The sequence below is a fragment of the Paenibacillus sp. FSL R5-0908 genome (genome assembly GCF_038006245.1).
GTDB classification, from domain to species: Bacteria; Bacillota; Bacilli; order Paenibacillales; family Paenibacillaceae; genus Paenibacillus_AQ; species Paenibacillus_AQ odorifer.
Window position 1 is genome coordinate 4,109,814 of sequence record NZ_JBBOUV010000001.1, and the last position, 26,771, is coordinate 4,136,584.

The following is a 26,771-nucleotide window of genomic DNA, read 5'->3' on the forward strand; positions in this document are numbered from 1 at the left end:
AAACAAGGAAGCTTCTAAAGCCGCAAACGGTTTTAGAAGCTTCCTTGTTCATTTATTCTATAAAAGGAAACATTAATTTCTCATTTTCACTTAAATACATATTCTCCTTCGTGATGATCACGGAGCCTGTGTCTATTATCCGTTCCACTTTTTCACCCTCAACAGCTTCAATCGCCGTCTTCACAGCTAAGTACCCCATATTAAAAGGCTTCTGCATAACCGTACCAAGTAAAATCCCTTTTTCGAGAAGCTTCACCTCATTGCTAGAATTGTCGAACCCAAATAATTTCACTTTGTCCTGAAATCCCATATCCATAATCGCCTGCCCAGCACCTAGTGTAGAAGGTTCATTAAGACCTATTATCCCCTTTAGATTTGGCTCGTCCTTTAGTAAATCAACAGTTAACTGGTACGCTTTTCGCACGGAACCATCACTGTATAATGTAGGCTGCACATCATGAACTCCATTCTCTAAAAGGGCATCACGAGCTCCTCTTTCCCTCTCGATTGCGGTGGCAGAGCCTTGTACAAAGTTAACGATAGCGACTTTATCCTCTGGATCGATATATTTTCTTAACTCCTGCCCTGCCTTACGTCCTGCTTCATAATTATCTGTAGCAATAAAACTCTCTGATACACCACCGCTCAAGCCCGAATCTACAGTAATAAGTGTAATGCCAGCAGATTTGATCTTTTCTGCGATTGGAATGAGGCGATAATAATCCGTAGCTGATAAAATAATGGCGTCAGGCTTCTCCTTAATGGCTTGCTCCAGCAGTTCTATCTGTTGATCTACATCAAGCTCTGTATCCGTTCCAACCGTGCGAACCTCTGCGCCGAACTCCTTAGCCGCTGTTGCCACACCTTGTTTCACCACTTCCCAGAATTCAATACTGCTGTCGATAGTCTTGGGCACATAAATAATGGTCCTAACCTTTGCGTCAAGCTCATTTGTAAACATACGATAGGCTAATGAACCCAAAGTAACAATGAAGAGCAGCAGCAGAGTATACAGGCCAATTTTTGACCGTAAAGCGCTCATTAACTCTCCTCCTCATAAATCACAGGTATTCGTAAAGTGGCCGTCGTTCCTTCCTCCATCTCGCTTGCAAAAGACAAACCGTATTTCACACCGAAATACAGCTGGACACGATGGTTCACATTCGCGACACCTACACCGCTGCCAGTCTTGAAATCTGATTTTTGCAGCAGTACCTTACCCATCTGCTCTTCATCCATCCCAATACCGTCATCAATGATCTGTACGATAATATCGTTCTGTTCTTGTCTTGCCCGGATCAGAATGTGCCCTTGCTCAGGATTATGTTTTATGCCGTGATAGATCGCATTTTCAACCAAAGGCTGAAGTACCATTTTTAAAATGCTGCAGGTTAGGATATCTTCTTGTACCTCTATGGAATAAGTGAACTTATTACGATAACGCATGTTCTGAATCGTTAAATAGTGCCGAATATGCTCTAATTCTTTGGCCAGCGGAATCAATTCCTCACCCTCACCAATTGTTGAACGGAGCAGCTTGGATAGAGATGAAGTCATCTCCACCACTTCCTCCATCTTTCCTGTCTCTGCCATCCAAATAATCGAATCAAGTGTATTGTACAAAAAGTGAGGTTTAATCTGCGCTTGCAGCGCCTTCAGTTCACTCACACGCTTCATCTCTTGCTCCAAGACGATCTGACCCATTAACTCTTTAATCTTCATGATCATAAGATTAAACGTACGAGCAAGCTTGCCGATTTCATTCGTGCTCTCAATCTCCACGCGTATGTCGAACTCTCCACGTTCCGCTTTTTTCATATTCAGCTCCAAATTCTTCAGCGGTTTGGTCAGTGCGTAAGAGAGAAAAATCGATATAGCCATAGCAAAAATCAAACTAATGGCTCCCCATAAGGCGGCAGTTCCTTGCATACGTTGCTTGTTCGCGACCAAATCATCCGGATAAGTGACTCCAACTATTTTCCAGCCAAAGCTTGTAGTGTCCACAGTGTACAGTTTCTGGTCATTCCCCGTGTTAACCGTAACAGATCCACTTTTGATCCCAAGGACCGTCTCCAATTGTTCGAACTTGAGCTGGGAGTAGATCAACTGCTGTTGTGGATGATAGACAAGGCTGCCTGCGGGATCGACAATAAAAACATAACCGCGTTTTCCCAGTTCGATTTGTTTACATAGATTATTAATTACACTGTAATTGAGATCTACGAGCAGTACACCTTGTTGATCCGCTTCCGTCATAGCATTCGCATTCGTGAGTTTTCGGCTGATCGAGACTACCCACCGGTATTCATCTTGAAAGATGTGCTGCACATGTGAGGAAGAAACTGCAACGTCAAGTTGATTCATAGCTTTTTGATACCAATCTTGAGCTATTAGTTCAGGAAGCGGTTTCAAAACAGCATGCTGTCGATCCGAAACGGTCATGCCATCTGAGCCTGCATATAATATAGAGGAAATATCCGAGCGGGACTGAACGACTGACCGGAGATAATGACTGGCAAGCAGTTTATTCTTAAGCGCCTCTTCTTTATCTAAATTTGAGCCTTTTATATACTTCTCTAGATCACTGCTAGTTAACACCAGAGCGGCTATGCTCTCCATATTGCCAATGTAATTCTCGATATTCAGTTTTACTTGTTCTATTAACTGTGAAGTGTAGGCTACAGAATTGCCCTTGACCGCGGCTGAGGACAGGCGATAGGAAGTATAACTCAGGACAATAGTTGTGCAGAGGATAAGAAGTGAAAACGAGACAGCAATATTAGTATGAATACTTCGGCTGCGGAAAAAGCGCTGTGCTCTCATAGAGAGAGATTCTCCTTCTGCCGGTGTCGATATTCCTTCGGTGTGCTTCCTACATTACGTTTGAAAATAACACTAAAATACTGTGGATCAGCATAACCAACTCTGGCAGCGATATCATATGTCTTCAACTGTGTGACCGTAAGGAGTTCTTTTGCTTTTTCCAAACGGAGTCGAGTCAGATATTCTATAAATGTTTCTCCGGTATGCTGTTTAAAAGTTGCACTGAAATAACTGATGCTCATAAAAATATGGCTACACAGCTCATTGAGTGAAAAGCTGTCATTACAATAATTCTCGCGAATATAAGCTTCTGCGGCTTGCATCTGAGAAGTCCGAACCGTTGTTCTCTGTTCCGATAGTTTAAGTATCAGTTCATGGCAAGTCCTCTCCAGATAATTCCTAGCTTCATCTAAAGTCTTAAGCGCAGCAACCTCTGCAAACATATTATGCGAAACAACTACTGTATTTGGGAAGCCGATGTCGGCCACATAGTTCATCAAAGAAACCAGCAGCTGATAGATGCTGCTACGGCAGCCTTCTATAGAGGAGGTATTACTTTTAAGTTCCTGAAACCACTTCAATAGAATTTCCGATACAGCAGAAGCTTTACCTGTCTTTAAAGCGGATATGAATTGCTTTTCCCATGAGGTGAAATGCGCCTGATCCAATCCCTTGCCAAACTCAAGATCCTGTATGGAGATAACTTTATCTATACCTAAAAGGTAACGATATTCTATGGAGGAGACCGCTTCTTGGAAGGATAGTGGAATTTGTTGCAAAGTATTATATTTTCTACCGATGCCTATGGTTGATGACAGCTTCAAATATTTATTTAAGCTACCCTGGACTTGCTCTGCAAGAAGCTGCGTTGCTACTTCTAACGTCTGTGAATTGCCGGATAATATCGCAGCGATTTTTCCATCTCTCGTCTGGAATACCACTCCGTCTTGCTCTTTCTCCAGCTGCTCCTGAACAATGTTAAAGGCTCCGAAACGTAGTAGCTCTGCATCAAAAGATAGGTCCTGGCTTCGTTTCTCAAGTTCTATATCTATAACGAGCGCAAGGTACACTTGACCCTGCAACTGAATATGAAAATAACTCAATTTATTCTCGATTTCTTCGCTTTTCATTCGAGTAGTTACCAGCTGCTCCAAGAATCGTTCCCGCAGCAATGGAAGACTCTGATTAAGTTGCATACGAAGCTTAACTAAATTCGCTTTTTGTAGATGCTCTTCATCTAAATCCTGCTTCATCTTACTTAGAAATTCAGCAAACTCACGTGCATTAATCGGTTTTAATAAGTACTCAGTCACCTTCAGTGTTATGGCCTGCTTCGCATATTCGAAGTCTTCATATCCAGTGACGATAATGACCTTCATATCCCGGTACCTATCCATCACAGCTCTGGCCAATCCCAGTCCATCCATAAAAGGCATACAAATATCAGTAATAATTACGTCAGGCCGATGCTGCTCGATTGCTTCCAGTGCATCTCTGCCATTATCGAAATCACCAACCAGCTCAAACCCATATTTACTCCACAAGATCTTCTGTTTGATCCCTTCACGAACCTCATCTTCATCATCAACCAGAATTATCTTATACATCCAACACCTCCACAACTTTGAACTTATCAGCATAAGCATAATAGAGGCCGCCTGCGTGAGGCAACCTCTATTAATAAACTCTATTCGTATAGTAGAGGTTTGATCTCATCGGAATCCATATTGTTTTTATCATACCAGTGGAACCCCGTGTCGATGTTCTTTTCAACCGCTTCCCCTTTAATCGCTTGCACAGCTGCCTTCACAGCTTGATAGCCAATACCAATGGGGTCTTGTGTAACGGCGCCAGCCACAACACCACTGCGGATAGCATCCATCAACTGCTTGCCAGAGTCAAAGCCGACGACTACGATCTTACCATTCATTTGCAATTCATTAACAGCATTAGCCACACCTACAGCAGAGCCTTCATTAGAGCCATAGATTCCTTTCAGATCCGGATTTGCCTGCATCATCGCTTTCGCAAGGTCTGTAGACTTTAACTGATCTCCACCCCCATATTGCGGCTCTAACACTTGAATATCCGGATATTTTGCTTTCATTTGTTCCAAGAAGCCATCGCGACGCTGTTGCCCTGTGCTGCTCGTTTGGTCATGTATGACAAGGCCCACTTTACCTTTCTTGCCAATCAGTTCAGCCATTTTATCTGCGGCTAAAGCAGCTGCTGCTTTATTGTTAGTCGCTGCTGTTGCTACAGGGATATCACTGTCTACACCAGAGTCAAAGCCGATGACCGGAATCTTATTTTCCTTTGCCTTTTCTAGATAAGGAATCGCAGCCTTGCTGTCCAGTGCGGCAAGCGCAATTGCAGCTGGCTTCTTATCGAGAGCGGTTTGCAGCATCTCAATTTGTTTATCCACCTGACTCTCATTTTCTGGACCTTCGAAGGTAATCTCAACATCAAACTCCTTAGCAGCTTTCTCCGCTCCTTGCTTTACCGCTTGCCAGAATTGATGCTGGAACCCTTTTGATATGACTGGAATGTATGGTTTGTCTGAACCGGATGCACTCTTGTTACTATCATTGTTGTTACATGCACTCAGCAAAGTAGTGACTAACAATAGACTGGCAAGCATGATAAACCCTCTACGACGCAGTTTCATTTGAATCTTCCCCCTCGTCATTTGCTTTGTATATCACTCCGGATGGAGATCATACCAAGTTTATTACTTACGGCGGCGTAGAATATCAGCGTAAACCGCAATGATGATTACAACACCGACAATGACCGTCCGCCATTCCTGAGCCACGGACATAATCTGCAAGCCATTCGTCAGCACACTCATAATCAGTGCGCCAATAATCGTGCCTAGAATAGAACCTACACCTCCACTTAAGGAAGTTCCGCCAATGACCACTGCCGCAATAGCCTCTAGTTCATAGCCAGTGCCCAGTGATGGCTGAGCTGAATTCAGACGTGAGGCCATCAGGATACCTGCGATTCCGCTAAAGATTCCTGTAATGGAATAGATAATAATCTTCCATTTGACTGTGTTCACACCTGATAAGCGAGTGGCTTCTTCATTACTGCCAAGCGCGAAGTTGTAACGCCCAATTATCGTCTTAGACAAGATTATGCTTGCGATCATACCGAGTAATAAGAAGATAACGATGGTATTGGGTATACCGGGGATCATTTTACCCATAGCGATCTTGGCGAAGATCGGATCATCGTTGAAATAAATGGGTTTGGCTCCTGTAATGACAAGCGACAACCCTTTGGTGACCATCATAATCGCCAGAGTGGCGATGAAGGGTGGAATGTTCATCTTCGCCACCATCAAACCGCTGATAAAGCCGCACAGTGCTCCAGCCAGAATCCCACCTACAATGCCTAACGGGACGGGCAGACCCCAGAAGGTAATAATGACTCCAACCATAACAGATGAGAATGTCATTACAGTACCCAGAGCGAGGTCGATGCCACCCGTAATAATAACAAAGGTAGCTCCAAGCGCTAATACTCCGATTACAGCTGTAGAAACTAGAATTCCGACAAGATTTGAGAATTGAAAAAAGTTACTGGAGGATAAAGAGAATACGATGACCAATATGATCAGACTGGCAAATGCCAATAATTTTTGTTTGAATCCGGATTGCCCTCCCGTTTGCTTCATACCCGCTGGCTGACCAATCCCTTTATCCGCGATCTTCATAGTCCTGACACCTCCGGTTAACTCTTGAACAGTTATGAACGTTTCGTCGCATATTTCATAATCGCCTCCTGCGATGCTTCTTCTGCGGGGAGTTCTCCTGTTATACGCCCTTCACACATAATGATAATCCGATGGCTCATTCTTAGAATCTCAGGAAGATCTGAAGAAATGATAATGATCGCCTTCCCTTGACTCGCAAGCTGATCCAGCAGCTTATAAATTTCACTTTTCGCGCCTACATCAATACCTCGTGTGGGCTCATCGAAGATGAGTACATCACAGTCTCTAGTCAACCACTTGCCAATGACCACTTTCTGCTGATTACCTCCGGACAGAAACTTAACCTTTTGACCTACACTTGGAGTTTTGGTGGCTAGCGCTTCAACATGCTGCTCCGCTGAGCTTCGCATCTCCCGCTCCTTCATCCAGCCAAATGAATTACGGAATTTATAAAAGGAGGCAATCGCATTATTCATGCTGATATCCATATCCACAAGCAGTCCGAAACGTTTACGGTCTTCGGACAAATACCCCATACCATGCTGTACCGCTTGATGTGGCTGACGTATACGAACCGATTTTCCATGGAGCATAATTTCACCCTCATCGATGGGATCGGCACCAAATACGGCACGAACAACCTCGGTACGTCCAGCCCCCATTAAACCAGCGAAGCCCAAAATCTCACCTTTATACAGATGAAAGCTAATATCCTTGAACGCATGCCCTCTAGAAAGATTCCGAACTTCTAAGACAACTTGCTGAGTCTGTTTCGCAATCGTTGGTTTCGACGTTTGATATAATTCACGACCAACCATCATGCTGATGATCTGATCAATCGTTATTGAATCGGTACGAACGGTATCTACATAACAACCATCGCGCATAACTGTAATGCGGTCTGTAATTCGCTTCAATTCATCCATGCGGTGAGAGATATAAATAATTCCCACACCTTTATCTCGTAGCTGCTCAATCATTCGAAATAACTCGTTAATTTCTGTATCTGTTAACGCGGCGGTTGGTTCATCCATGATCAATACCTCGGCTTGGAAAGACAAGGCTTTAGCGATTTCAACCATTTGCTGATTAGCAACAGTCAGGTCTGATACCAAAACTCTGGGATCCAGCTTCAGATTCATTTGATCAAACAGTACCTGAACTTTGCGGTTCATCTCTACATCATCAACGAACCATTTCAGAGCTTTTCGCGGCTCTCGTCCAATGTAAATATTCTGGGCGACCGTAAGATGAGGCATTAAATTCAATTCCTGATGGATGATACTAATTCCAAGTTCCTGTGCTTCACGGGTATTAACAATCTCCACTTCATTTCCCTTGTACCACATTTGACCAGTATCCTTGGAATAGACACCTGTCGCAATCTTCATAAGGGTAGACTTGCCAGCGCCATTTTCTCCTACTAACGCATGAACTTCCCCACGCTTCAGCTCAAATTGACATTCATTCAAAGCATGAACACCTGGGAAAAACTTGTTGATTCCCTCCATACAAAGCAACACTTCGTTCATTTTGATATCCACCTCAAATTCTTTGAGAATGCATTAACCCTTAAGTAATCGCTTTCAATCCGGAATGTAAAATCATTGTATTCCCTATAAGTTGCCATTGTAATGGAATAATCTCCGTAAAAAAGTTTAAAATTTTATGTTTTACACACAAAAAAACTGAACCGAGAGCACCTCAGTTCAGCACAAATGTTATACCCTAAAAATCACATGTCAGCCAACCCTCCTACAGGCTTGCGCCATTTCCAGCCACCAATGTGAAGGTCTTAGGAATTCCCTTATCATACACGTCCGAAGATAGATTAGGTTCTTCTACTAATTGGCGGATCACTAGTCCGCTATTAGCTGCTGCGGTTACAATTTCTCCGAGTGTCCAGCGGCGCCAATACACAACACTATGCTCTTCTTCACCTGCTGGTTTACCTGTGGAAGGCAAATACTTGGAATAGGATACCTTCTTCTCTTCCAATGATGAGTCAAAATAATCTCCGTTTACTTTGTGTTTGCGTACCTTCGCAGTAGATCCCTTCGAGGAAATAAGTTTGGTCGTTACCGGATGAAAATCGCGGAGTACAAATACGCCTCCAGGAGAAAGCAATCGGCGAGCTGTTTCCATGAATAGTGTAAGGTTGGTAAAGTAATGAACAATACCTAACTCTGCAAAGACGATGTCATATGAACCATCAAGGACGTTTTCTGGCAGCTTAAGAATATCTGAGACGATATAGGTTAATGGTACCCCTGCTTCTTGGGCAAGATCAGCCGCATATCGCGCATTGGCTTCCGAGAAGTCCGCAACCGTTACTTCCGCACCTAGTAATGAGAGTGCCACGGCCTTCATCCCGTTTGAGCCCATTAAATTCATCATTTTCTTACCCTTCACCTCTCCAAAAAAAGAAAGGAGCGGGTGAAGCTTTGCACTTGGTTCCTTTATTAATTTTGCAGCTGCTTCTGACGGTGTACCAAACCGAGTTACCCAAGCGGTATAAGTATCTTCGTTCCAAAGCTCTTCACTTGTTGGCACAGCGTTTTTTTCTGCTTGATTATTTGGATATTGATTCTGTTCTTCCATCCATTGCTACCCCTTTATGTGTAAAATATCTGTTATGAAGCGTTCTGAATGGCCTCAGCCATCCGGATAGTTTTCCTTCTTCCCGCGTACAAATATACTGCGAGTCCAATCATGACGAGCACTCCACCTGCCCATTGTAACGATGTTAGCTGTTCACCCAAGAGCAAATACGCTAAGATACTGGCACCCACTGGTTCTCCTAAAATGTTCATTGAAACCGTAGTCGCGGATACATATTGTAGTAACCAATTAAACAAAATATGGCCAAACACCGTTGGCACCACTGCTAACAATACAAAGATTCCCCATTCCTTGGCCGGATAATTAAAAAAGGAAATCCCCATGAACAGATTGTATACAGCAAATACGCCAGCGGCTGATAAGAAGACAATCAAGCTATATAAGTAAGAGGGCATGCGCACCACTAGCTTTTGACCGATCAGCATATGTACAGCTACCGCGACAGTGCCTCCGACCGATAATAGATCTCCTTTTAGATTATCTGCAGAGATTCCAATATCCCCCCAGCCGATAAACACGACACCGCCAATCGCAATGCCAAGCCCTAGAATAGCGGACAGAGCTGTCTTTTCCTTATACAAAAAATAAACACCCAGCATAATAAATACAGGCTCCAGCGCCATGATCATTGTTGAACTAGCTACCGAAGTATACTTTAATGATCCCATCCATAGCAAAAAGTGCAGCGCAAGCATTGCGCCTGAGAGGATGAGCATTAGCCAGTCTTTTTTACGAAGAGCAAAAGCAGCTCCACTATAGGGTCTTGCAAAAGGCAGCATCAGCAGTGAGGTAAATAATAATCTGTACATGCCTTGTATAGATGCAGGTGCATCAGACCATTTAATAAAAATGGCGGAAAAAGAGATGGCCACAATCCCTATCAACATTAATAGTGGAATCGGAAGTGGCGGTTTTTTAAGTTTCACATATTACGCGTCCTTTCAATATCTTAAGTCACTTATGTTAATTTAACGCAGACCGTGAAAAAATGCATCTATTTTCATAAGATTTCACTAAAAAAAGCACAAGCAATGTCATTTCTGACGAAAGCTCATGCTTCTTAAAAGGCTACGGCTTCAGAACAACCTTGATGCAATCCTCTTTTTTCTCACTAAAAACGTCATAGCCATGCTCCGCTTTACTAATTGGCAGGCGATGCGTAATGATATCTGTAGGATCAAATTTATTTTCTTTAATCATCTTATACAGCAACGGCATATAGTGAATCACCGGCGCTTGTCCCATCTTTAATGAAATGTTCCGTTCAAATAGATGACCCAAAGGGAACATATTGTAATTAAGGCCATAGACCCCTACAAGCTGAATAGTTCCGAATTTACGTACGATGTCCGCGGCCATTCTGAATGCACTGAGCGAGCCTCCTTGCAGCATCAGAACCGTTTCCACTTTCTCCAAGGCAGATATTTTGGCATCTAAACCTACACAGTCAATAACTACATCAGCGCCCCCATGTGTTATCTCCTTCAAATGAGCTTTAATATCCTTAATCTCTTCAAAGTTGTAAATTTCGACATTATTGGTCAGCTTCGCATGCTGCAGACGATAGCCAATATGATCAACCGCAATGACTCTTGAGGCGCCTTTGATCCAAGCAAACTTTTGAGTTAACAGTCCAACGGGCCCGCAGCCGAGAACAATGACCGTATCTCCCGGCTTCACTCCCCCGCTTTCTACTCCCCACCAAGCAGTAGGAACGATATCCGATAAGAAAAGAAGCCGCTCATCTTCCATTTCTGCATCCTCAGGAACGACAAAAGGGCCAAAATTACCATAAGGTACCCGCAGCAATTCAGCTTGTCCGCCTGCAAAACCGCCATAAGTATCGGAATAACCAAGATAACCGCCTGTGTCCTTGGCGTCATTAGCATTGTCGCATTGGCTCTCCATCTCATGCTGGCAGAAAAAACACTGCCCACAGGCGACATTAAAGGGGATGATGACTCGGTCACCTTTTTTGACTTTAGTTACGTCAGGTCCCACTTCCTCAACAATCCCCATCGGCTCATGACCAATAATATAATCATCATGCATACCTGGAATTTCTCCGTTATAAATGTGCAGATCCGAGCCACAAATCGCCGTAGTGGTAATCCGAACGAGGATGTCATCTTTTTTCTCAAGCTTCGGATCAGCTACTTCTTTAACTTTCACTTTTTTCTTCCCTTGGTAGGTTAGTGCTTTCATGCTGTTAATCCGCTCCTTTGGAGATGGTCTAGAGATATAACGTTCATACCTTTCTATGTTATATCCCTAAGCCCTAAACTCTTATCCATGAAGAAGCGGAGAATACATCATCAGTGCGTAATTATCAGTTACAGCTTCATCTCCAATTAAATCTCCAGAGCGTGTATATACTTTTCGACTGATCTTATTACTGCGTATATATCCGCCCCAAGGCTCTAGACTAATCCTATGATCACTTTCGTATACTTCATAATCATAAAGCGCCTGCTCATTGCATCTCCATTCCCCGTGTAAATGGCTATCGTCCAGCCAGAGCTTTAGTTGATACGTTTGAGCGGTGTTATTTTTCAATTGAAGATCCAAGTAGTTATAAGAACAGGTCGCCCCGCTTCCAAAAGGTTGTGTACGTTGTTCATCTGGAAATACATCATAGCTGTGACGATGCCGTTCCATAACGGTAAGTGGTGTGTGCAGTGCCATCCAATAGATCAGATTAGACAACTGGCATAAGCCTCCTCCAACCCCGGAATGAAAACCACCATAATGCAGCACCATACCCTCCAGATACCCTTTTCGCTTAGTGGGCTTACCAATACTTCTCCAGTAGGAAAAAGTCTCCCCCGGCTGCACAACAAGTCCATCCAGCTTCGCAATTGCCAGCCGTAAGTTAGTTATTTTATTGTATTGAAGCACCATATCTACATTCCGAAGACTTCTTAATAACGGGGTAGCATGAGTCATAGCTGCATAAGATAATGTTTCATCCGTACGCTGCTTCGCTATTTTGCTTCGTCCAGTGCACCATTTCAGATATCTTTTCCAAATAAAATATCGTTTGCCAGCAAACAATCTAAGGCGAGAACGCTTAATGGGCTTCATGGCAGCCTGGGGTGTATTCATCTAGAACTGAACCTCGCTTTCAGCTCGTAACTGGGCGAATCTACCTCCAATTATCGCATTATGATGCTTAACGATCTCCCTACTACTCAGAACCCCATTGTCAAAGGTACTATGGGCGTCTGAAACCAGTACACTTTTATATCCCATGCTGTATGCGCGTCTTATCGTCGTATCCAGACAGAATTCACTTTGCATCCCACAGATTACCAGATTCGTGATCCCGAGCTTCTGGAGTTCATCTTGCAATTCCGTTCGGTGAAAAGCATCCCAAGTAGGCTTCTCAACAATAACTTCGCCTTCTTGCGGTGTGATGCGGTGACTGATCTGCCAAGTGGGTGTACCTTTTGTGTATTCCTCATCTTCGGTATGTTGAATATACACAATAGGAGTACCTGCTAATCGAGCTTTTTGCTGAAGGGAGACAATCCTTTCCATTACACCCTCTTCATCGTACAGTTTTAAATCATAGGAGAACATGGCTTCTTGAACATCGATAACTAATAGTGCTGTTGATTGTTCCAAATGAATAACCTCCAAGAGCTTTTTTCAAAATCATACCAGAAACTGGGACAGACTATCTACCTGCTAGAAGTTACAACTGTTAAAAATAAAAACCGAGTATCTGTAAGCAGATACCCGGACGATTTCATCAATCTTTTATTTACCACGCTTATTATGCCAAATCAATGCATGCAGCTGTGGAAGTACACGAACCTTGTTCATATCCGAATCCACGATTACTTTATTAAACAACCACTCCAGCCTTCCCAGAAGCCGAGCAGAAATGTTGCCCTCTTCCGTGACATCATCATTACCAGGCTGCAGAAAGAGCTGCACATTCGGATATCGCTGGTGAACGTTTTTCGCATAATCAAAATCCTTATCATCAAACACTACGACCTTCAAGCTATGCGTAGAACGACCCAGTTTCTCCATCTTACTCATGATGTTATCTAGCATTTCCCAATTCGTTGTCATTCCTGAGCTTGGGGGTTTAGGACTGATTGTCAGCACATCCACGTCATTGAACCAATCCTGCCATTTACTCCCCTGAGTTTCTATCGCTGCTTTTATTCCACGCTCATGAAGCAGATTGATGAAGGTACCCATTCCTTCACCAATCAAGGCAGGATTACCGCCTGAAATCGTAACACAGTCGAAATTATCTCCAGCTAACGCCAATAATTCATTTATGATTTCTTCTGCTTCCATCATGTGAACCTTATTCTTAACCGTACCATCCCAAGTAAAAGCGGAGTCACACCAGCCGCAGCGATAATCGCAGCCATAGGTGCGGACAAACATCGTCTTCACTCCAATTACCGCACCTTCGCCTTGAATAGTTGGACCGAACATTTCTATTACAGGAATCTTACTCACAGTCACAGCCTCCATACAAACGGTAGGATGGCCCTTCATCCGGAACATCTTCAGCCAGCACCTCTGCCCAAGAGGTTGGAGTCTCCCATAGCTTTACCGAGTACAATGGCAACCCTGCTTGCTTAAGCTTGTAAGCAATATATGAAGACATATTCTCCACTGTGGTGCGGAAAGACAACAAGGCTACTTTGGAGCCCGTATTCGTTAACGTCTCTAACACAGGTTCATTTCCCATGGCAAGAAAAGCGTGATCTAAACGATCTACAAGGCTTTGTTGTACTGTCATTTTGATATCGCTAAAATCAATGACAAAACCTTCATCCGAGTGGCCTTCCGCGGCCATAGGTTTGCCCTTCAGCACGACTTCGAGCTTATAAGTATGTCCGTGCAGATTGCTGCATTTCCCTTTGTGTCCCACTAACTGGTGTGCCGCGTCGAACGTAAATATTTTGCAGACTGAAACCTCGTTAAGCATTAAGAGCCGGCCTCCATTCTCTCTGCCTCATATTGCTCAAGACCACGCTGACGCAATAGACAGGCTGGACAAGTACCGCAGCCACTGCCAATAATACCGTTGTAACAGGTCAGTGTGTGTTCGCGAACATAATCAAAATACCCCAGTTCATCGGCCATTTTCCACGTTTCTTTTTTATCAAGCCACATTAGGGGAGTGTGGATCGCAAACTCATAGTCCATAGATAAGTTCAGCGTAACATTCAATGATTTCACAAAAACATCACGGCAGTCCGGATAACCGCTAAAGTCCGTTTGGCAAACCCCAGTGACGATATGGGAGTACCCCAGTTGTTTAGCTAATATGGCGGCAAAAGATAAAAACAACAAATTACGCCCATCGACGAAAGTACTTGGAAGCTCATCCCCTTCACCAGCCACGATATCTATATCCTGACGGGTAAGTGCATTGGGTGCCAGCTGATTAAGCAGCCCCAGATCAAGAATATGCTGTTTTACATTAAACTTAGCTGCTATCTCTGTTGCAACTTCGATTTCAGCCGCATGACGTTGATTATAGTTGAAGGTAACTACCTGCACTTCCTCATACTGCTGCAATGCCCAAACCAGGCAAGTGGTGCTATCTTGTCCGCCGCTGAATACGACGAGTGCTTTTTTGTTCATATGAATCTCTCCTTATCACAAGTTGGAATTTAGCGGTTGTCCACTTTTTCTGGATAGAGGTCGTGATTGATTAAGCGGTGTTCTGCCATCGCCTCATACTTCGTACCCGGTCTTCCATAGTTGCAATAAGGATCAATTGAAATGCCTCCGCGCGGAGTGAACTTGCCCCATACCTCAATGTAACGCGGATCCATCAGTGAGATCAGATCATTCATAATAATGTTGACACAGTCCTCATGAAAGTCACCATGGTTGCGGAAGCTAAACAGATACAGCTTTAATGATTTGGATTCCACCATTTTTTGTTCAGGAATATACGAAATATACAGCGTGGCAAAATCCGGCTGACCCGTTACAGGACACAAGCTAGTGAACTCAGGGCAGTTGAATTTAACAAAATAATCACGCCCGGGATGTTTGTTATCAAACACCTCCAGAATGTCTGGATCATAACCAAACTTGTACTGTGTTCCCTGATTACCAAGCAAAGTAACTTCTTGCATTTCCTCTTTCAATCTTCCTTCTGACACGACAAAAAACCCCTCTCTTTTCCTTCGGCCTTGGCCGGTAATGGAAAGAAGAACGAGATTTCGAAAACTTGGCTCCACTAAGAAGAAACGGAAGCATCGTCCGGATAAAGGACAGCAACCGCTTGTACTGTTTAATATATTCTTAGTTTTTTATAGAGGGAGTTCGCGAACCTCTCCTGCATAACTTTAGCGCAGACTTCTTCTTAAAACATATTGCGTCTTGAACTATACCATGGCTAGCCCGCTCCTGACAAGTTCTACTCTTTACGTACGTAGAATTTATGAAGTTCAAAAACAATGCCATTTGATCGTGAATTTCTTTTTAATCACATGAATTATTCATATGGTTAATTAAGATGTGGCAAAAAAAAGGATTCAAATCCTAAGAAAGGGGTAACTTATTCATAATAATCTTCGAGCTAAGGGTGGGAGCATGTTATGGAACAAAGTATACAGCAGCTTATGGATTGGCTTAACAATCATTTGAATGAAACAATCGCTATTGAAAAGAAAGAACTTCGTGATTTGGATAAAGTTCATTTCAATTTAGAGTCCGTAGATTTCCGGAGTGCAGACGATGTTATTGATGAATATCTTGGAAGTGCACTGATATTAAGAGGTTTCGGCAGCACACTTAACGCCGATGGTGAACTGGTATCCCTGCCACAATCCACTTATGATTTAGCTGTTGAAGGTCTTCAAATCGTAGACTTAGCCGACCGCAAGGCAGAAATAACTACGGACAGAGCTAATTACACCCTTTCAGTAGATTAAACGAACATGATTACGATAAGCAAAAAGAGCCCGCAGTTCGCTGCGGGCTCTTTTTGCTTATCATTTATTCTTCTCCAATGATCTCCACTTCAGTTTCCAGATCCACACCGAATTTATCCTTCACAGTCGCTCTTACATGGTGGATTAGCCCGATGTAATCACTGGCTGTTGCATTATCTGCATTCACAATAAATCCCGCATGCTTCTTGGATACCTCAGCACCGCCAATTCTTGTACCCTGTAAGCCGCTCTCTTGAATTAACTGACCTGCAAAACGGCCAGGAGGCCGCTTAAATACACTCCCACAGGATGGATACTCCAGCGGTTGCTTCGATTCACGTAAATAAGTTAGTTCATCCATTTTTGCCTTGATCGTTAAAACATCACCGGAAGTCATAGCAAATTTGGCCTCAAGTACAATGTACTCACCGCTTGCGAACACACTTTTTCTGTATCCCCATTGCAGCTCATCACCTTGCAGAGTTACCATTTGCCCATTCTTATTTATAGCTAGTGCACTATGCAGGACATCTTTGATCTCACCGCCATAAGCACCTGCGTTCATATAAAGCGCTCCACCAACAGTTCCTGGAATGCCACAGGCGAACTCAAGACCCGTAAGCTCCTTATCAAGCGCATATCTGGAAACATCAATTATTTTGGCACCACATTGCGCATATAAGAGATTGTCGCGAATTCCCATTTCGGTCAGACCTGCCGTTTGCAGAACGATCCCACGTACACCTCCATCACGGATAATCACATTGGAGCCATTCCCAAGTACCGTAAGGGTTATCCCATTTTGTTCTGCATATGTAACGATCTTTTGAATTTCATCATAAGTAGCTGGTGCAGCCAAAATATCAGCCTTGCCGCCCATTTTAGTGTACACGTGATCTTTTAAATTCTCATGACTTTTCACTATTCCTGCAGTCATTAGCTGCTCTAGGTCATCTTGAATTTTGTCAATATTCATGTTTTCATGCTCCTTTAACCATGTATAAATGATGGTCCTTGATCTATTTTAAAGAGTTATTATGAAATTGTAGGCAACCACAACTGTAACAACGAACAGGCTCCCTTGTCAATGACAGGAGCCTGTTCGTTGTATGATTTTAGATGATAATTACACAGCTTTATAGGCAGCAAGCTCGTAAGGAAGACACAGTGGCACACCCGTACGTGGATCCGGAACGATATCCGCTTCAATTCCAAACACTTCCCGCAATACATCTGGTGTCATAACCTCAGTAGGTGAGCCTTCGCTAACCACAGTACCGGACTTAATCGCTACCATATGCTGCGCATAACGAGTAGCATGATTCAAATCATGCACGACCATGATGATGGTACGGCCCTCTTCCTCATTCAGCTTTTGCAAAAGTTGAAGAACTTCGAGTTGATGCGCCATATCTAGGAACGTTGTAGGCTCGTCAAGGAATAAAATATCTGTTTCTTGTGCTAACGCCATAGCGATCCAAGCGCGTTGACGTTGTCCACCTGAGAGACGGTCAATAGGGCGATCATGAAAAGATTCCATTCCCGTAACAGAGATGGCGTTGGAGATGATGTTGCGATCCTCAGCGGTCATCGTGCCAAATCCCTTTTGATGAGGGAAACGACCGTAGCTGACCAGCTCAGACACCGTCAGACCGTCAGGAGCCGTTGGGTTCTGCGGTAGAATTGCTAGCTGACGAGCAACCTCTTTAGTTGAAAAGTTATGGATTGATTTGCCGTCCAGCATTACAGTGCCACTCTTCGGCTTCATAATCCGGGCCATCGTTTTGAGGATTGTAGATTTACCGGAGCCGTTAGCGCCCACCAGTGCGGTGATTTTTCCCGTAGGGATAGACAAGTTCAATCCTTTAACTATAGTAGCCTCTGCATACCCAATACTTAATTCTTCTGTATTCAAACGTTCTGACATGATCTACAACTCCCTTAAAAGATTTATGGAGCTATGCTCCTAAGTATGAACGAATTTACGCTTTAGACTTGGCGAGTAAATATAAAAAGTAAGGTGCGCCAATAATCGCAACCACAATGCCAGTAGGAACTTCCGCAGGTTGCAGCACCCATCTGCCGATGGTATCGGCGGTAATCATAAGAAGCGAGCCTGTCAAAGCACTAGCAGGTAATAACACCTGATGACGGGGTCCCACGAGCCTGCGAGCCAGGTGTGGTGCTATCAGGCCGACGAAGCCAATACCTCCGCTTACTGCGACGCAGGCGCCGGCAAGCGCTACGGCTGTTACCAGAAGGAGAATACGTTCCTTCTCCACACGCATTCCTAGACCTAATGAAGTATGATCTCCTAGATTCAATACATTTAGAACCCGGGCTTTATAGAAAGCGAACGGTAACAGAATCGCGATCCAAGGCAGCAAAGCAAGGACGAATCTCCAATCCCCACCCCATATTTTCCCGGCGATCCAAGTAGCTACAAATTGATAATTATTAGGATCAAGCCTAAGTGCCAATACAAGCTGGCAAGCATTGATTCCTGCAGCGACCGCAATCCCGATAAGGATCAGCCTTGTAGGAGACAGACCATCTGCCTTCCGGTAGGCAAGAATATAGATTAAAGCTGCGGTCAGGCCAGCCCCACCAAGCGCTAGGAGAGGCAAGACAAATATCGGCGCTGCTGTTGTAGCCGGAAAAAACGAGATGAAAATGATTACCGCAAAACCTGCACCAGCACTTATTCCCAGCGTAGCCGGTTCAGCGAGTGCATTACGTGCAAGACTTTGTAGAATACAGCCCGATACTGCAAAGCCCGCTCCAACTAACAATGAAATTACGATGCGGGGTAATCTGAAATCAAATAAAATAAGCTTTTGCTGATGTGTTCCATCACCCAGCAGTGTATGTAATACCTCCAGTGGGGATAGACGCATAAACCCTGTATTCATACTGACTATAAACACAACGACGATCAGTATAGCAAGGAGTGATAACACCGTTAGGGCGCGTGTACGGCGTTCTTTTTCATCTGGAGTAAGGGTTAATTTGGGCATTACAGCTCCCCCTTCCGCTTACTCGCTAAATAAATAAAGAACGGTACGCCGATGATGGCAATTAAAGCTCCTAGCGGTGTCTCATAAGGTGCATTTATCATTCTTGCGGCAATATCTGCAAAGATAATCAATAAGCTCCCTAGAACTGCCGAGCAAGGGATAATCCAGCGGTAGTCCACTCCAACGAAATAACGTGTAACATGCGGAATAATTAGTCCTATAAAAGCAATCGGGCCAACCGTTGAAACCGCACTTCCAGCTAAGATAACCACAACAATCATACATGCCAATTGAACTAACCTTGTCCGCTGCCCCAGACCAACCGCAACTTCTCTTCCTAGGCTGAGCAATGTGACGGATCGTGATAACATCATCGCTGCAATTAAGGCTACGGCCACCCAAGGGAATATAATCTTGATCTGAGTCCAGCTAGCTCCACCCATCCCACCAGCTAACCAGAAGGCTATGTCCTGAGATAAGTTGAAAAGAATAGCTACTCCCTGACTAATAGCAACCAATAAAGCACTAACTGCCGAACCTGCTAATGTCAATCGCAAGGGGGTCAGGCCATTAAAAGAAAGCGAACCGATTCCGAATACGATAAAAGAGGCCACAGCGGCACCGATAAAGCAATACAACATTAGTGAAGTGAATGAGAGTGAGGGTGCAAAAGCAAATACTATTGCCAGCGCTACCCCTGCTCCTGCATTCAAGCCTAACAGCCCTGAATCCGCAAGCGGGTTTCTTGTCATCCCCTGCATGATAGCCCCTGCTACTGCGAAGCAAGCACCGACTAAGGCGCCAGCAATAGCACGTGGAAATCGCAGTTCTCTAATCACCTGATGTTTTTGTAAATCTGGATTGAAATGAAATATAGCTTCCCATACCGTAGCCAACTTGATATCTGCCGCACCCACTGAGACCGAAAGTGCCAATCCGAAGGCAATGGCAGCAAGTCCAAAAATAAGAATACCAATGGCAGCTGCCGGTCGGGTATGTAGAGCTTTTTTGGGTTCATTGTTAATACGATTTGCGAAATCTGAGGGTGAAACCATGAGTCGTCTCCTTATTCAATAGTTACAATGGTTTATATGATAACAACAATCATTCTCATTATCGCAAAAATATTTATGTTGTACAATTGCAGGAACGATTTTTCGTACTATGGGATTGGTTTATAAAAAAATGGTGCAGATCTTTGTATCCCGAGATACTTGATCTGCACGCCCTTCCCCACCGAAATGATCAGTCTCATCCATGGTGAATTACGACTTTTATTTCACAAGACTTTTTAGCACATCGTCAATGATTTTGCTGCCAGCGTTCGCACCACTGTAAAGCCAGCTGCTCGTTGAACTCATTTCATGCACATTTCCAGCTTTTACAGCTGGGATGCCCTTCCAGATTGCACTATCTAGGATCTCCGAACCCTCAGTCTTATCACTATTTACAAGGAAAATATGATCTGCGGTCAGCTCAGAAAGCTTCTCTAGCGAGATCGGATTCCAAGTTGCTCTTGTTCCTACTGGGATCTCTGTTACTAAGTTAGGCAACGTTACGCCAAGGTCTGTATATAATACAGCTCCACTGCTGCGGGTTTCGTCTACAATATAGAAGTTTTTTTGCACCAACCATAGAATCGCCGCGGACTCTTGTCCAATAGCTCCTGCAAGCTGTTCTTTCGCAGCCGCTGCTTTAACATCATAATCTTTAATGGCTTTTTCTGCTTCAGGGGTTTTGTTCAAAATCTCACCCATCTTGAGCAACGATTTGCGCCAATCTTGATTTAGTTCATCCCCAATTACATAAGTGGGTGCAATCTTATTCAACTGATCGTAAATCCCGTTCTGAACAGAAGACTCCGATGGGATGATAATAAGATCCGGAGCAAAGCTGGTTACAGCCTCTAACGGAAGATCGTAACTAATTGTAGGAACATCCTTCAATTCAGTGGCCAGATAATCCTGAACGCCATTTGTAACTGACCATTGAGCTACTGGAGTTACACCCAGAGTTACCAAAGAGTCCTCCAAATATGAACCTAGTACGCGCTGTGGATTAGCTGGAATCGATACTTCATGGCCCATTGCATCAGTTAACGTCTTAGGTGCAGCAGGTGCCTCTGTAGATTCTGCTGTAGGAGCTGTTGTAGGCGCTGCTCCTGCATTTGATGAACTTTCAGCATTATTATTACCACAAGCGGAAAGTAAAAGCGTCATCACTATTAATCCGCTCATCGTTACTTTCATGCTTCCTGATCTTTTTCTGTTAAGCCAAAACATTAAAAACCCTCCTATATGTAACTGCTTTGATATTCAAAGGTGACCATTACCTCTGCTTCACTTTTAAATGATATTGATTCTCATTCTCTATGTCAACATATAAATTTCAAATTCTGTGGATTTGCAACAATTTCCTTCATATAAAATACAAAAGAGGTTATATTCCGAACGTTCCGGATATAACCTCTTTTTTTATCTTCTGCTTATTTATTTAAATGATAAGGGACAGTCGCTACTACAACGTCCTTTTGATTCATTAGATACGAGCGGATTAAAAAGCTGGTCTGATTATGAAGCACGGCTTGCCACCAATGTTTGGTAATAAACTGTGGAATCAGGATTGTGATGTGATCCGTCGCAGCTGTCTTCCACTCTACCGTATCGATAAACTTCACTAACGGACGAATGATACTACGATATCTGGAACGAAGTACAATCAGGCGTACACCTGGATTCCATTCCTCCCACCGTTGCTCCATCTTATGAATGTCTTCTTCATCAAAGCCTACATACACAGCAACAACATTATCTGTTAGAGACTTCGCATAGCTGATGGAATGTAATACAGCACGTGTAACCCCTGCAACAGGAACAACTACAGTACTTCCTTTAATTACAGGTTTATCAGTAGCAGGACATATACGCAGTTGATCCGCAGTGTTCAAATAGTGCTTATGAATACGGTGGAACACGAACATTACAGCAGGTAAGAAAATGAATGCCATCCATACGCTTGAGAATTTAGTAATGATAAAAATAAGTGTAATCGTCAATGTAGTCAGCATACCGATGGTATTTACTACAAATCTTTTCACCCATCCAGCGGGTCTGGTTTTGATCCAATGCACCATCATCCCCAGTTGGGATAAGGTAAAAGGAATGAACACGCCTACCGCATATAGTGGAATCAACCCTTCCGTATTCCCATGGAATGCAGTCACAAGTATGATAGACATAACTCCTAGAAAAATAATGCCGTTTGAGAAGCCCAGGCGGTCACCACGGACCATAAATGCATGTGGCAGATATTTATCTTTTGCAAACATAAAGGCGAGCAGCGGAAACGCTGAATATGCTGTATTAGCTGCCAAGAACAAAATCACTGCAGTAATCCCTTGAATGAAAAAGTACAATCCGCCACGGCCAAAGGTCGATTCAGCGATCTGAGAGACAACCGTAGCCTTTTCATCTGGCACAATACCATACCAATACGCCAGCACAGTGATTCCGGTAAACATAAAGCCAAGGATAAGTCCCATGATCATTAGCGTCTTGGCTGCATTTTTCTCAGCCGGTGCTTTAAAGTTTGGGATCGCATTAGATACGGCCTCAACTCCCGTTAGGGCTGAACAACCAGAGCTAAACGCTTTTAATAGTAGAAACAAACTTACATTAGATACGGCGCTTCCTATTTCAGGAACATTCGCATGCGCGCCACCCATTGCATATTTAACGATACCGGAGATAATCAGAACAACAATCGAAACCACAAACAAATACACGGGAATTGCGATAAATGAAGCCGATTCAGTCACTCCGCGAAGATTAATGATTGTTAATAGAACGATAACAGATACAGCGATGAGAACAGTATGATTATGAAGACTTGGAAAAGCCGATGTGATCGCATCCGTCCCTGCCGAGGCACTAACCGCTACGGTAAGAATGTAATCCACCAATAATGAACCCCCAGCGAGCAGCCCTGTCGGAATACCAAGATTACTCTTGGCTACGATATAAGCTCCGCCTCCTTGCGGATAAGCAAAAATCGTCTGCCGGTAGGATAAAATCAGGATGGCCAGCAGGCCCAATACGGCTAATGCAATTGGCAGGGAATACCAGATGGCAGTAAACCCGGCAGCCACCAGTACAATCAGAATTTGTTCTGTTCCGTAGGCTACAGACGAGAGCGCATCAGAAGACAGGACAGCCAGTGCTTTAACCTTGGATAACTTTTCATGATCGAGTTCATTCGACTTCATCGGACGTCCGATCAATAGTCGTTTTACCTTGCTTACCATGGTGGATACAGTTCCTTTCTTTGGGAGCTGAAACGGAATTTCCGTGCGCTGTTTTCATCGGTGGATTTCATAAATGCAGACACAAAAATAAGCATACGGAAATGATCCGCATGCTTATGCATGGTCATTTTCCCACCTTGCTTACGAGGTTAGCTGGCGGATTCGGGCTGTGGTTATAGCCCTACGGTAGAGGTCTGTTCGACCCGGTTCCGATTCACCCCATTGGCATGAATGCCAAGTTTGGTTCCCCCGTTTTTCCTAAGAAAATTCAGCGCATATTCAACTTCTCACAAGGTCTAATATTAGTCTACAAAGTGCCTACAGTAAAGCGTTGAAAAAAATGAAAAAAGAATGAAAAAACATCCAATAAGCTCAAATATAGCGTCTTATTGGATGCTCTCTTTCATTATCTTCAATTATCCCTCTAGCCCGTGATTTTAATACCTTTTCAGCGTATTTGTACCTTCCAAAGTAAAAACTAAAATCCTAAGCTCTCCTCTGCATCTACTTCAATCACTTCTTCTTCCTTACGTCCATACCAAAGAAGGAGACTAATTAAAGCAAACGCAATTAAAGCTAACAAAGGAATCGTTATAAATCCGAAGTAGTTCAAGTAATCTTTATTACAAGGAACACCAATTGTACAAGGTAGAACTTTACTTAACGCTGGAATCTTCTGTTCCGCATAATGATAGATTGAGATACTGCCACCAATCAAACTTAATGGAAGCACATAAGGAATGATGCGCTTATCTCCGCGGAAAGTGGCAATTCCCAATAAAAATAACTGTGGATACATAAAAATCCGCTGAAACCAGCAAAGCTTACAAGGTTCATAATTCAAGACTTCACTTAAATACAAGCTACCAGCTACAGCTACCAAAGAGACGAACCAGGCCAGATAGAGGCAGTTACGCTTGCAAAAAGATAGGAATTTTGTCACTTTGCCTCCACTGCTTTTGCGGCGGCGTTAATTTCAGATGTAATCGCTTCAATATCGAATGGTTCAGCCGTTTTCACTCCATTAATGTAGAGCGAAGGCGTATTTGTCACGCCTGCGTCAGTTGCCAACTGAATATCTTTCTTCAGCTCATCTGCATAAGTTTTCTCTTGGATGTCTTTACGCAACAGATCGTAATCGATCGCTAATTTCTCTTTTTCAGCAAGGCTTACCAAGAAATCCTCAGTGGCCCATTCCTCGCTCTCATCCCCTTGCTGCGCATACACAGCATCATAGAACTTCCAGAATTCATCCTTATTCTGATGGTATACAGACAATGCAGCTAATGAAGCTGTTTCAGAGTCAGGACCAACGAAAGCCATATTTACAAAGTAAAGAGCTGCTTTTCCCTCGTTGACAAAATCTTGAACAATTTTCGGTTTCATGGAGCCAGCAAATTGGGAACAAGCTGGACATTTGAAATCGCCAAATTCAACAAGCTTAACAGGTGCATCCTCATTACCAATCCTAGGTAGCTCACTGTAATTGAATTCTACCGGTTCTCCTGTAGAGACATTCTTTGCTGCATCTTTCGAAGCTAACATAAACAATCCAACAAAAATGATAACTACTACAGCTATTGAACTAATAACTAAAATTCTCGTTTTCTGCTTCTGTTGCTCCTGTTCTACCCGTCGTTTCTCTTGTTTGCTCAACTGGGGAACGTTTGGACTTTTTTTAGGTTTACTCAAGGAGAATTCCTTTCTGTCCTCTAGGGACTAATGTAGTTTTTATCATATACATTTAAAATTATATAATTATTAATCTATTTTTGGCAAACAGTAGGGTCAAAAAAAACAGCGTGACTCCAAAAGGAGAAACGCTGCTCTTATTTTAAAATATATAATTCCATCAAGCTCCAGCTTCTTCATTCAATAACTGTAACCGCAATAGCTTAATTCGAGAAATTCGCTTATTCTCAGTCTCTTCTACAATAAATAGATGATCATCAAATTCTACGGATTGCCCTTTTTGAGGTGGATTAACCTCCAATTTAGAATACAGCCAGCCGCCTATCGTATCGTAATCCTCAGTCTCCATATGAAGACCCAAAAGATCATTAATCTCTTCAATAAGCATCAAACCGTCAATGGAGTGCTCATCCTCGCCAAGCTTCTCAACACCTGGACGTTCCTCATCAAATTCATCCTGAATTTCTCCAACAATTTCCTCCATGATATCTTCCAGTGTCACCATTCCTGAAGTACCCCCATACTCGTCGATCAATATGGCGATTTGTGTCTTCGCACGCTGCATAACTTTCAGCAAAGCGCTAATCTGAATGGATTCCGGCACGGTCAATATTGGACGAATTAATTTCTGATAACTTTGCGGACGATCCTTAATTAAGTCCTTTATATGGATGAAGCCTAAAATATGATCCTTATCACCGTCACAGACGGGATAACGTGTCCTCATGCCATCATAGGCAATCTCAAGGTTCTCCTCAGCAGAAACATGATTATTCAGACAGATCATCTCTGTCCGCGGAATCATGATCTCCCGAGCCATCGTATCCACAAATTCAAAAATATTGTCAACCAACGCCATTTCAGTATTATCGATAAAGCCGCTTTTGTTACTTTCCTGCATGATAATACGAATTTCTTCTTCCGTATGCGCCGTTCCCAGCTCTGAAGCCGGGGCTAATCGGAAAATTTGCAGTAAACCACGCGCCAGCCCATTAACGATCCATATCACTGGATACATGATTTTGTAAAATACATTCATCGGTCCCGCTGTTAGTAAAAGGACAGATTCAGCCTTGTTAACAGCAATGGTCTTAGGTGCAAGCTCACCTAATACGATATGCAAGATAGTAATGAACATAAGAGCAATAACCAAAGATACAACATTAACAGCAGTTTCTCCTAAACCTATGCTTCCTAATAAAGGCCCGATAAGATTAGCTATAGCCGGTTGACCCAGCCACCCTAATGCAAGTGAAGCCAATGTAATGCCGAGCTGACAGGCTGAGAGATAGCCATCCAGGTTGCTGACAATGCTTTTTGCATTAAAAGCTTTTTTACTACCTTCTTCAATCAGGGTATCAATTCGACCACTTCGTACTTTCACCATTGCATATTCGACTGAAACAAAAAATCCATTTAACAATACCAACAAAATAATAAGACCAACATGTAATATACCGGGTAAAGGGTCGCTCAATTTATACTCCTATCCACCATTTTCCGTACATGGATGGATAGGCCCACCTCCTTCGTTTTTTCAGAGTATTGGCAAAATGCTCGCCGTTTGTTCCTTTCAGTATCAATTTCCCAATGGTTTCATCTCCAGTCTAGAATCACGTTTTTGAATATATACTTTATTATATTATTACATAGCCCATAAAAACAGG

At 43.3% G+C, this 26,771-nt stretch carries 25 protein-coding genes and 2 riboswitches; of the genes, 1 reads left to right on the forward strand and 24 read right to left on the reverse strand.

Annotated features, from left to right (window positions below):
* Nucleotides 1-52 precede the first annotated feature (52 nt).
* From MKZ09_RS18565 to queF, 15 genes are all read right to left on the reverse strand, one after another.
* Entirely contained in the window at nucleotides 53-1,042 is a 990-nt protein-coding gene (locus tag MKZ09_RS18565; RefSeq protein WP_076201101.1) for a substrate-binding domain-containing protein, read from the reverse strand.
* Nucleotides 1,042-2,823: a cache domain-containing sensor histidine kinase gene (locus MKZ09_RS18570; protein ID WP_076201099.1), complete on the reverse strand. Its 1,782-nt coding sequence runs from the start codon at nucleotides 2,821-2,823 to the stop codon at nucleotides 1,042-1,044. The genes MKZ09_RS18565 and MKZ09_RS18570 overlap by 1 nt, the downstream gene beginning before the upstream one ends.
* Complete coding sequence (locus tag MKZ09_RS18575; protein ID WP_076201096.1) at nucleotides 2,820-4,430, reverse strand: response regulator; 1,611 nt, start codon at nucleotides 4,428-4,430, stop codon at nucleotides 2,820-2,822. Before MKZ09_RS18575 ends, MKZ09_RS18570 begins: the two co-directional genes overlap by 4 nt.
* A gap of 80 nt (nucleotides 4,431-4,510) precedes the next feature.
* Entirely contained in the window at nucleotides 4,511-5,491 is a 981-nt protein-coding gene (locus MKZ09_RS18580; RefSeq protein ID WP_076138730.1) for an ABC transporter substrate-binding protein, read from the reverse strand.
* 63 nt (nucleotides 5,492-5,554) lie between these two features.
* Nucleotides 5,555-6,544 carry an ABC transporter permease gene (locus MKZ09_RS18585; RefSeq protein ID WP_076138731.1) on the reverse strand — a complete coding sequence of 330 codons (990 nt, stop codon included), beginning with the start codon at nucleotides 6,542-6,544 and terminating at the stop codon, nucleotides 5,555-5,557.
* 32 nt (nucleotides 6,545-6,576) lie between these two features.
* Complete coding sequence (locus tag MKZ09_RS18590) at nucleotides 6,577-8,076, reverse strand: sugar ABC transporter ATP-binding protein (RefSeq protein WP_076201094.1); 1,500 nt, start codon at nucleotides 8,074-8,076, stop codon at nucleotides 6,577-6,579.
* Nucleotides 8,077-8,299: 223 nt separating this feature from the next.
* Entirely contained in the window at nucleotides 8,300-9,145 is an 846-nt protein-coding gene (locus MKZ09_RS18595; RefSeq protein WP_076201091.1) for a class I SAM-dependent methyltransferase, read from the reverse strand.
* Between the two features lie 32 nt (nucleotides 9,146-9,177).
* Entirely contained in the window at nucleotides 9,178-10,092 is a 915-nt protein-coding gene (locus tag MKZ09_RS18600) for a DMT family transporter (RefSeq protein WP_179089495.1), read from the reverse strand.
* Nucleotides 10,093-10,234: 142 nt separating this feature from the next.
* On the reverse strand, nucleotides 10,235-11,371 hold the full coding sequence (locus tag MKZ09_RS18605; protein ID WP_076201088.1) for a zinc-dependent alcohol dehydrogenase: 1,137 nt from the start codon (nucleotides 11,369-11,371) through the stop codon (nucleotides 10,235-10,237).
* 81 nt (nucleotides 11,372-11,452) lie between these two features.
* Nucleotides 11,453-12,271 carry a VanW family protein gene (locus tag MKZ09_RS18610; RefSeq protein WP_076201085.1) on the reverse strand — a complete coding sequence of 273 codons (819 nt, stop codon included), beginning with the start codon at nucleotides 12,269-12,271 and terminating at the stop codon, nucleotides 11,453-11,455.
* Nucleotides 12,272-12,793: a cysteine hydrolase family protein gene (locus tag MKZ09_RS18615; RefSeq protein ID WP_076201082.1), complete on the reverse strand. Its 522-nt coding sequence runs from the start codon at nucleotides 12,791-12,793 to the stop codon at nucleotides 12,272-12,274.
* Between the two features lie 135 nt (nucleotides 12,794-12,928).
* Complete coding sequence (gene queE, locus MKZ09_RS18620; RefSeq protein ID WP_076201079.1) at nucleotides 12,929-13,651, reverse strand: 7-carboxy-7-deazaguanine synthase QueE; 723 nt, start codon at nucleotides 13,649-13,651, stop codon at nucleotides 12,929-12,931.
* Entirely contained in the window at nucleotides 13,644-14,126 is a 483-nt protein-coding gene (locus MKZ09_RS18625) for a 6-pyruvoyl trahydropterin synthase family protein (protein ID WP_036687544.1), read from the reverse strand. Before MKZ09_RS18625 ends, queE begins: the two co-directional genes overlap by 8 nt.
* Entirely contained in the window at nucleotides 14,126-14,788 is a 663-nt protein-coding gene (gene queC, locus MKZ09_RS18630; protein WP_076138738.1) for a 7-cyano-7-deazaguanine synthase QueC, read from the reverse strand. The genes MKZ09_RS18625 and queC overlap by 1 nt, the downstream gene beginning before the upstream one ends.
* Before the next feature lie 29 nt (nucleotides 14,789-14,817).
* Nucleotides 14,818-15,291 carry a preQ(1) synthase gene (queF, locus tag MKZ09_RS18635; protein WP_036687775.1) on the reverse strand — a complete coding sequence of 158 codons (474 nt, stop codon included), beginning with the start codon at nucleotides 15,289-15,291 and terminating at the stop codon, nucleotides 14,818-14,820.
* Nucleotides 15,292-15,454: 163 nt separating this feature from the next.
* Nucleotides 15,455-15,498: riboswitch (PreQ1 riboswitch) on the reverse strand.
* A gap of 258 nt (nucleotides 15,499-15,756) precedes the next feature.
* On the opposite strand from queF, the gene MKZ09_RS18640 reads away from it, so the two are divergent.
* Nucleotides 15,757-16,092: a hypothetical protein gene (locus MKZ09_RS18640; RefSeq protein WP_036687547.1), complete on the forward strand. Its 336-nt coding sequence runs from the start codon at nucleotides 15,757-15,759 to the stop codon at nucleotides 16,090-16,092.
* 64 nt (nucleotides 16,093-16,156) lie between these two features.
* On the opposite strand, the gene murB is transcribed toward MKZ09_RS18640, so the two are convergent.
* From murB to MKZ09_RS18685, 9 genes are all read right to left on the reverse strand, one after another.
* Nucleotides 16,157-17,068 (reverse strand): UDP-N-acetylmuramate dehydrogenase, encoded by a 912-nt coding sequence (gene murB / locus MKZ09_RS18645; RefSeq protein ID WP_076138739.1) that lies wholly within the window; start codon nucleotides 17,066-17,068, stop codon nucleotides 16,157-16,159.
* A 150-nt stretch (nucleotides 17,069-17,218) separates the two neighbouring features.
* Complete coding sequence (locus MKZ09_RS18650; RefSeq protein WP_036687549.1) at nucleotides 17,219-18,019, reverse strand: ABC transporter ATP-binding protein; 801 nt, start codon at nucleotides 18,017-18,019, stop codon at nucleotides 17,219-17,221.
* A 55-nt stretch (nucleotides 18,020-18,074) separates the two neighbouring features.
* A complete protein-coding gene (locus tag MKZ09_RS18655) occupies nucleotides 18,075-19,109 on the reverse strand; it encodes a FecCD family ABC transporter permease (protein ID WP_076138740.1) in 1,035 nt (344 codons plus the stop codon).
* Entirely contained in the window at nucleotides 19,109-20,164 is a 1,056-nt protein-coding gene (locus MKZ09_RS18660) for a FecCD family ABC transporter permease (protein WP_051491521.1), read from the reverse strand. Before MKZ09_RS18660 ends, MKZ09_RS18655 begins: the two co-directional genes overlap by 1 nt.
* Before the next feature lie 219 nt (nucleotides 20,165-20,383).
* Complete coding sequence (locus tag MKZ09_RS18665; protein ID WP_081389194.1) at nucleotides 20,384-21,391, reverse strand: iron-hydroxamate ABC transporter substrate-binding protein; 1,008 nt, start codon at nucleotides 21,389-21,391, stop codon at nucleotides 20,384-20,386.
* A 203-nt stretch (nucleotides 21,392-21,594) separates the two neighbouring features.
* On the reverse strand, nucleotides 21,595-23,412 hold the full coding sequence (locus MKZ09_RS18670; protein ID WP_076126699.1) for an APC family permease: 1,818 nt from the start codon (nucleotides 23,410-23,412) through the stop codon (nucleotides 21,595-21,597).
* A gap of 124 nt (nucleotides 23,413-23,536) precedes the next feature.
* Nucleotides 23,537-23,696, reverse strand: a riboswitch (cyclic di-AMP (ydaO/yuaA leader).
* A 194-nt stretch (nucleotides 23,697-23,890) separates the two neighbouring features.
* On the reverse strand, nucleotides 23,891-24,355 hold the full coding sequence (locus MKZ09_RS18675; protein WP_076138741.1) for a disulfide oxidoreductase: 465 nt from the start codon (nucleotides 24,353-24,355) through the stop codon (nucleotides 23,891-23,893).
* Nucleotides 24,352-25,104, reverse strand: a complete 753-nt coding sequence (locus tag MKZ09_RS18680) for a DsbA family protein (protein WP_081389195.1) — start codon at nucleotides 25,102-25,104, stop codon at nucleotides 24,352-24,354. Before MKZ09_RS18680 ends, MKZ09_RS18675 begins: the two co-directional genes overlap by 4 nt.
* 160 nt (nucleotides 25,105-25,264) lie before the next feature.
* Nucleotides 25,265-26,581: a hemolysin family protein gene (locus MKZ09_RS18685; RefSeq protein WP_036687555.1), complete on the reverse strand. Its 1,317-nt coding sequence runs from the start codon at nucleotides 26,579-26,581 to the stop codon at nucleotides 25,265-25,267.
* Between the last annotated feature and the right edge of the window lie 190 nt (nucleotides 26,582-26,771).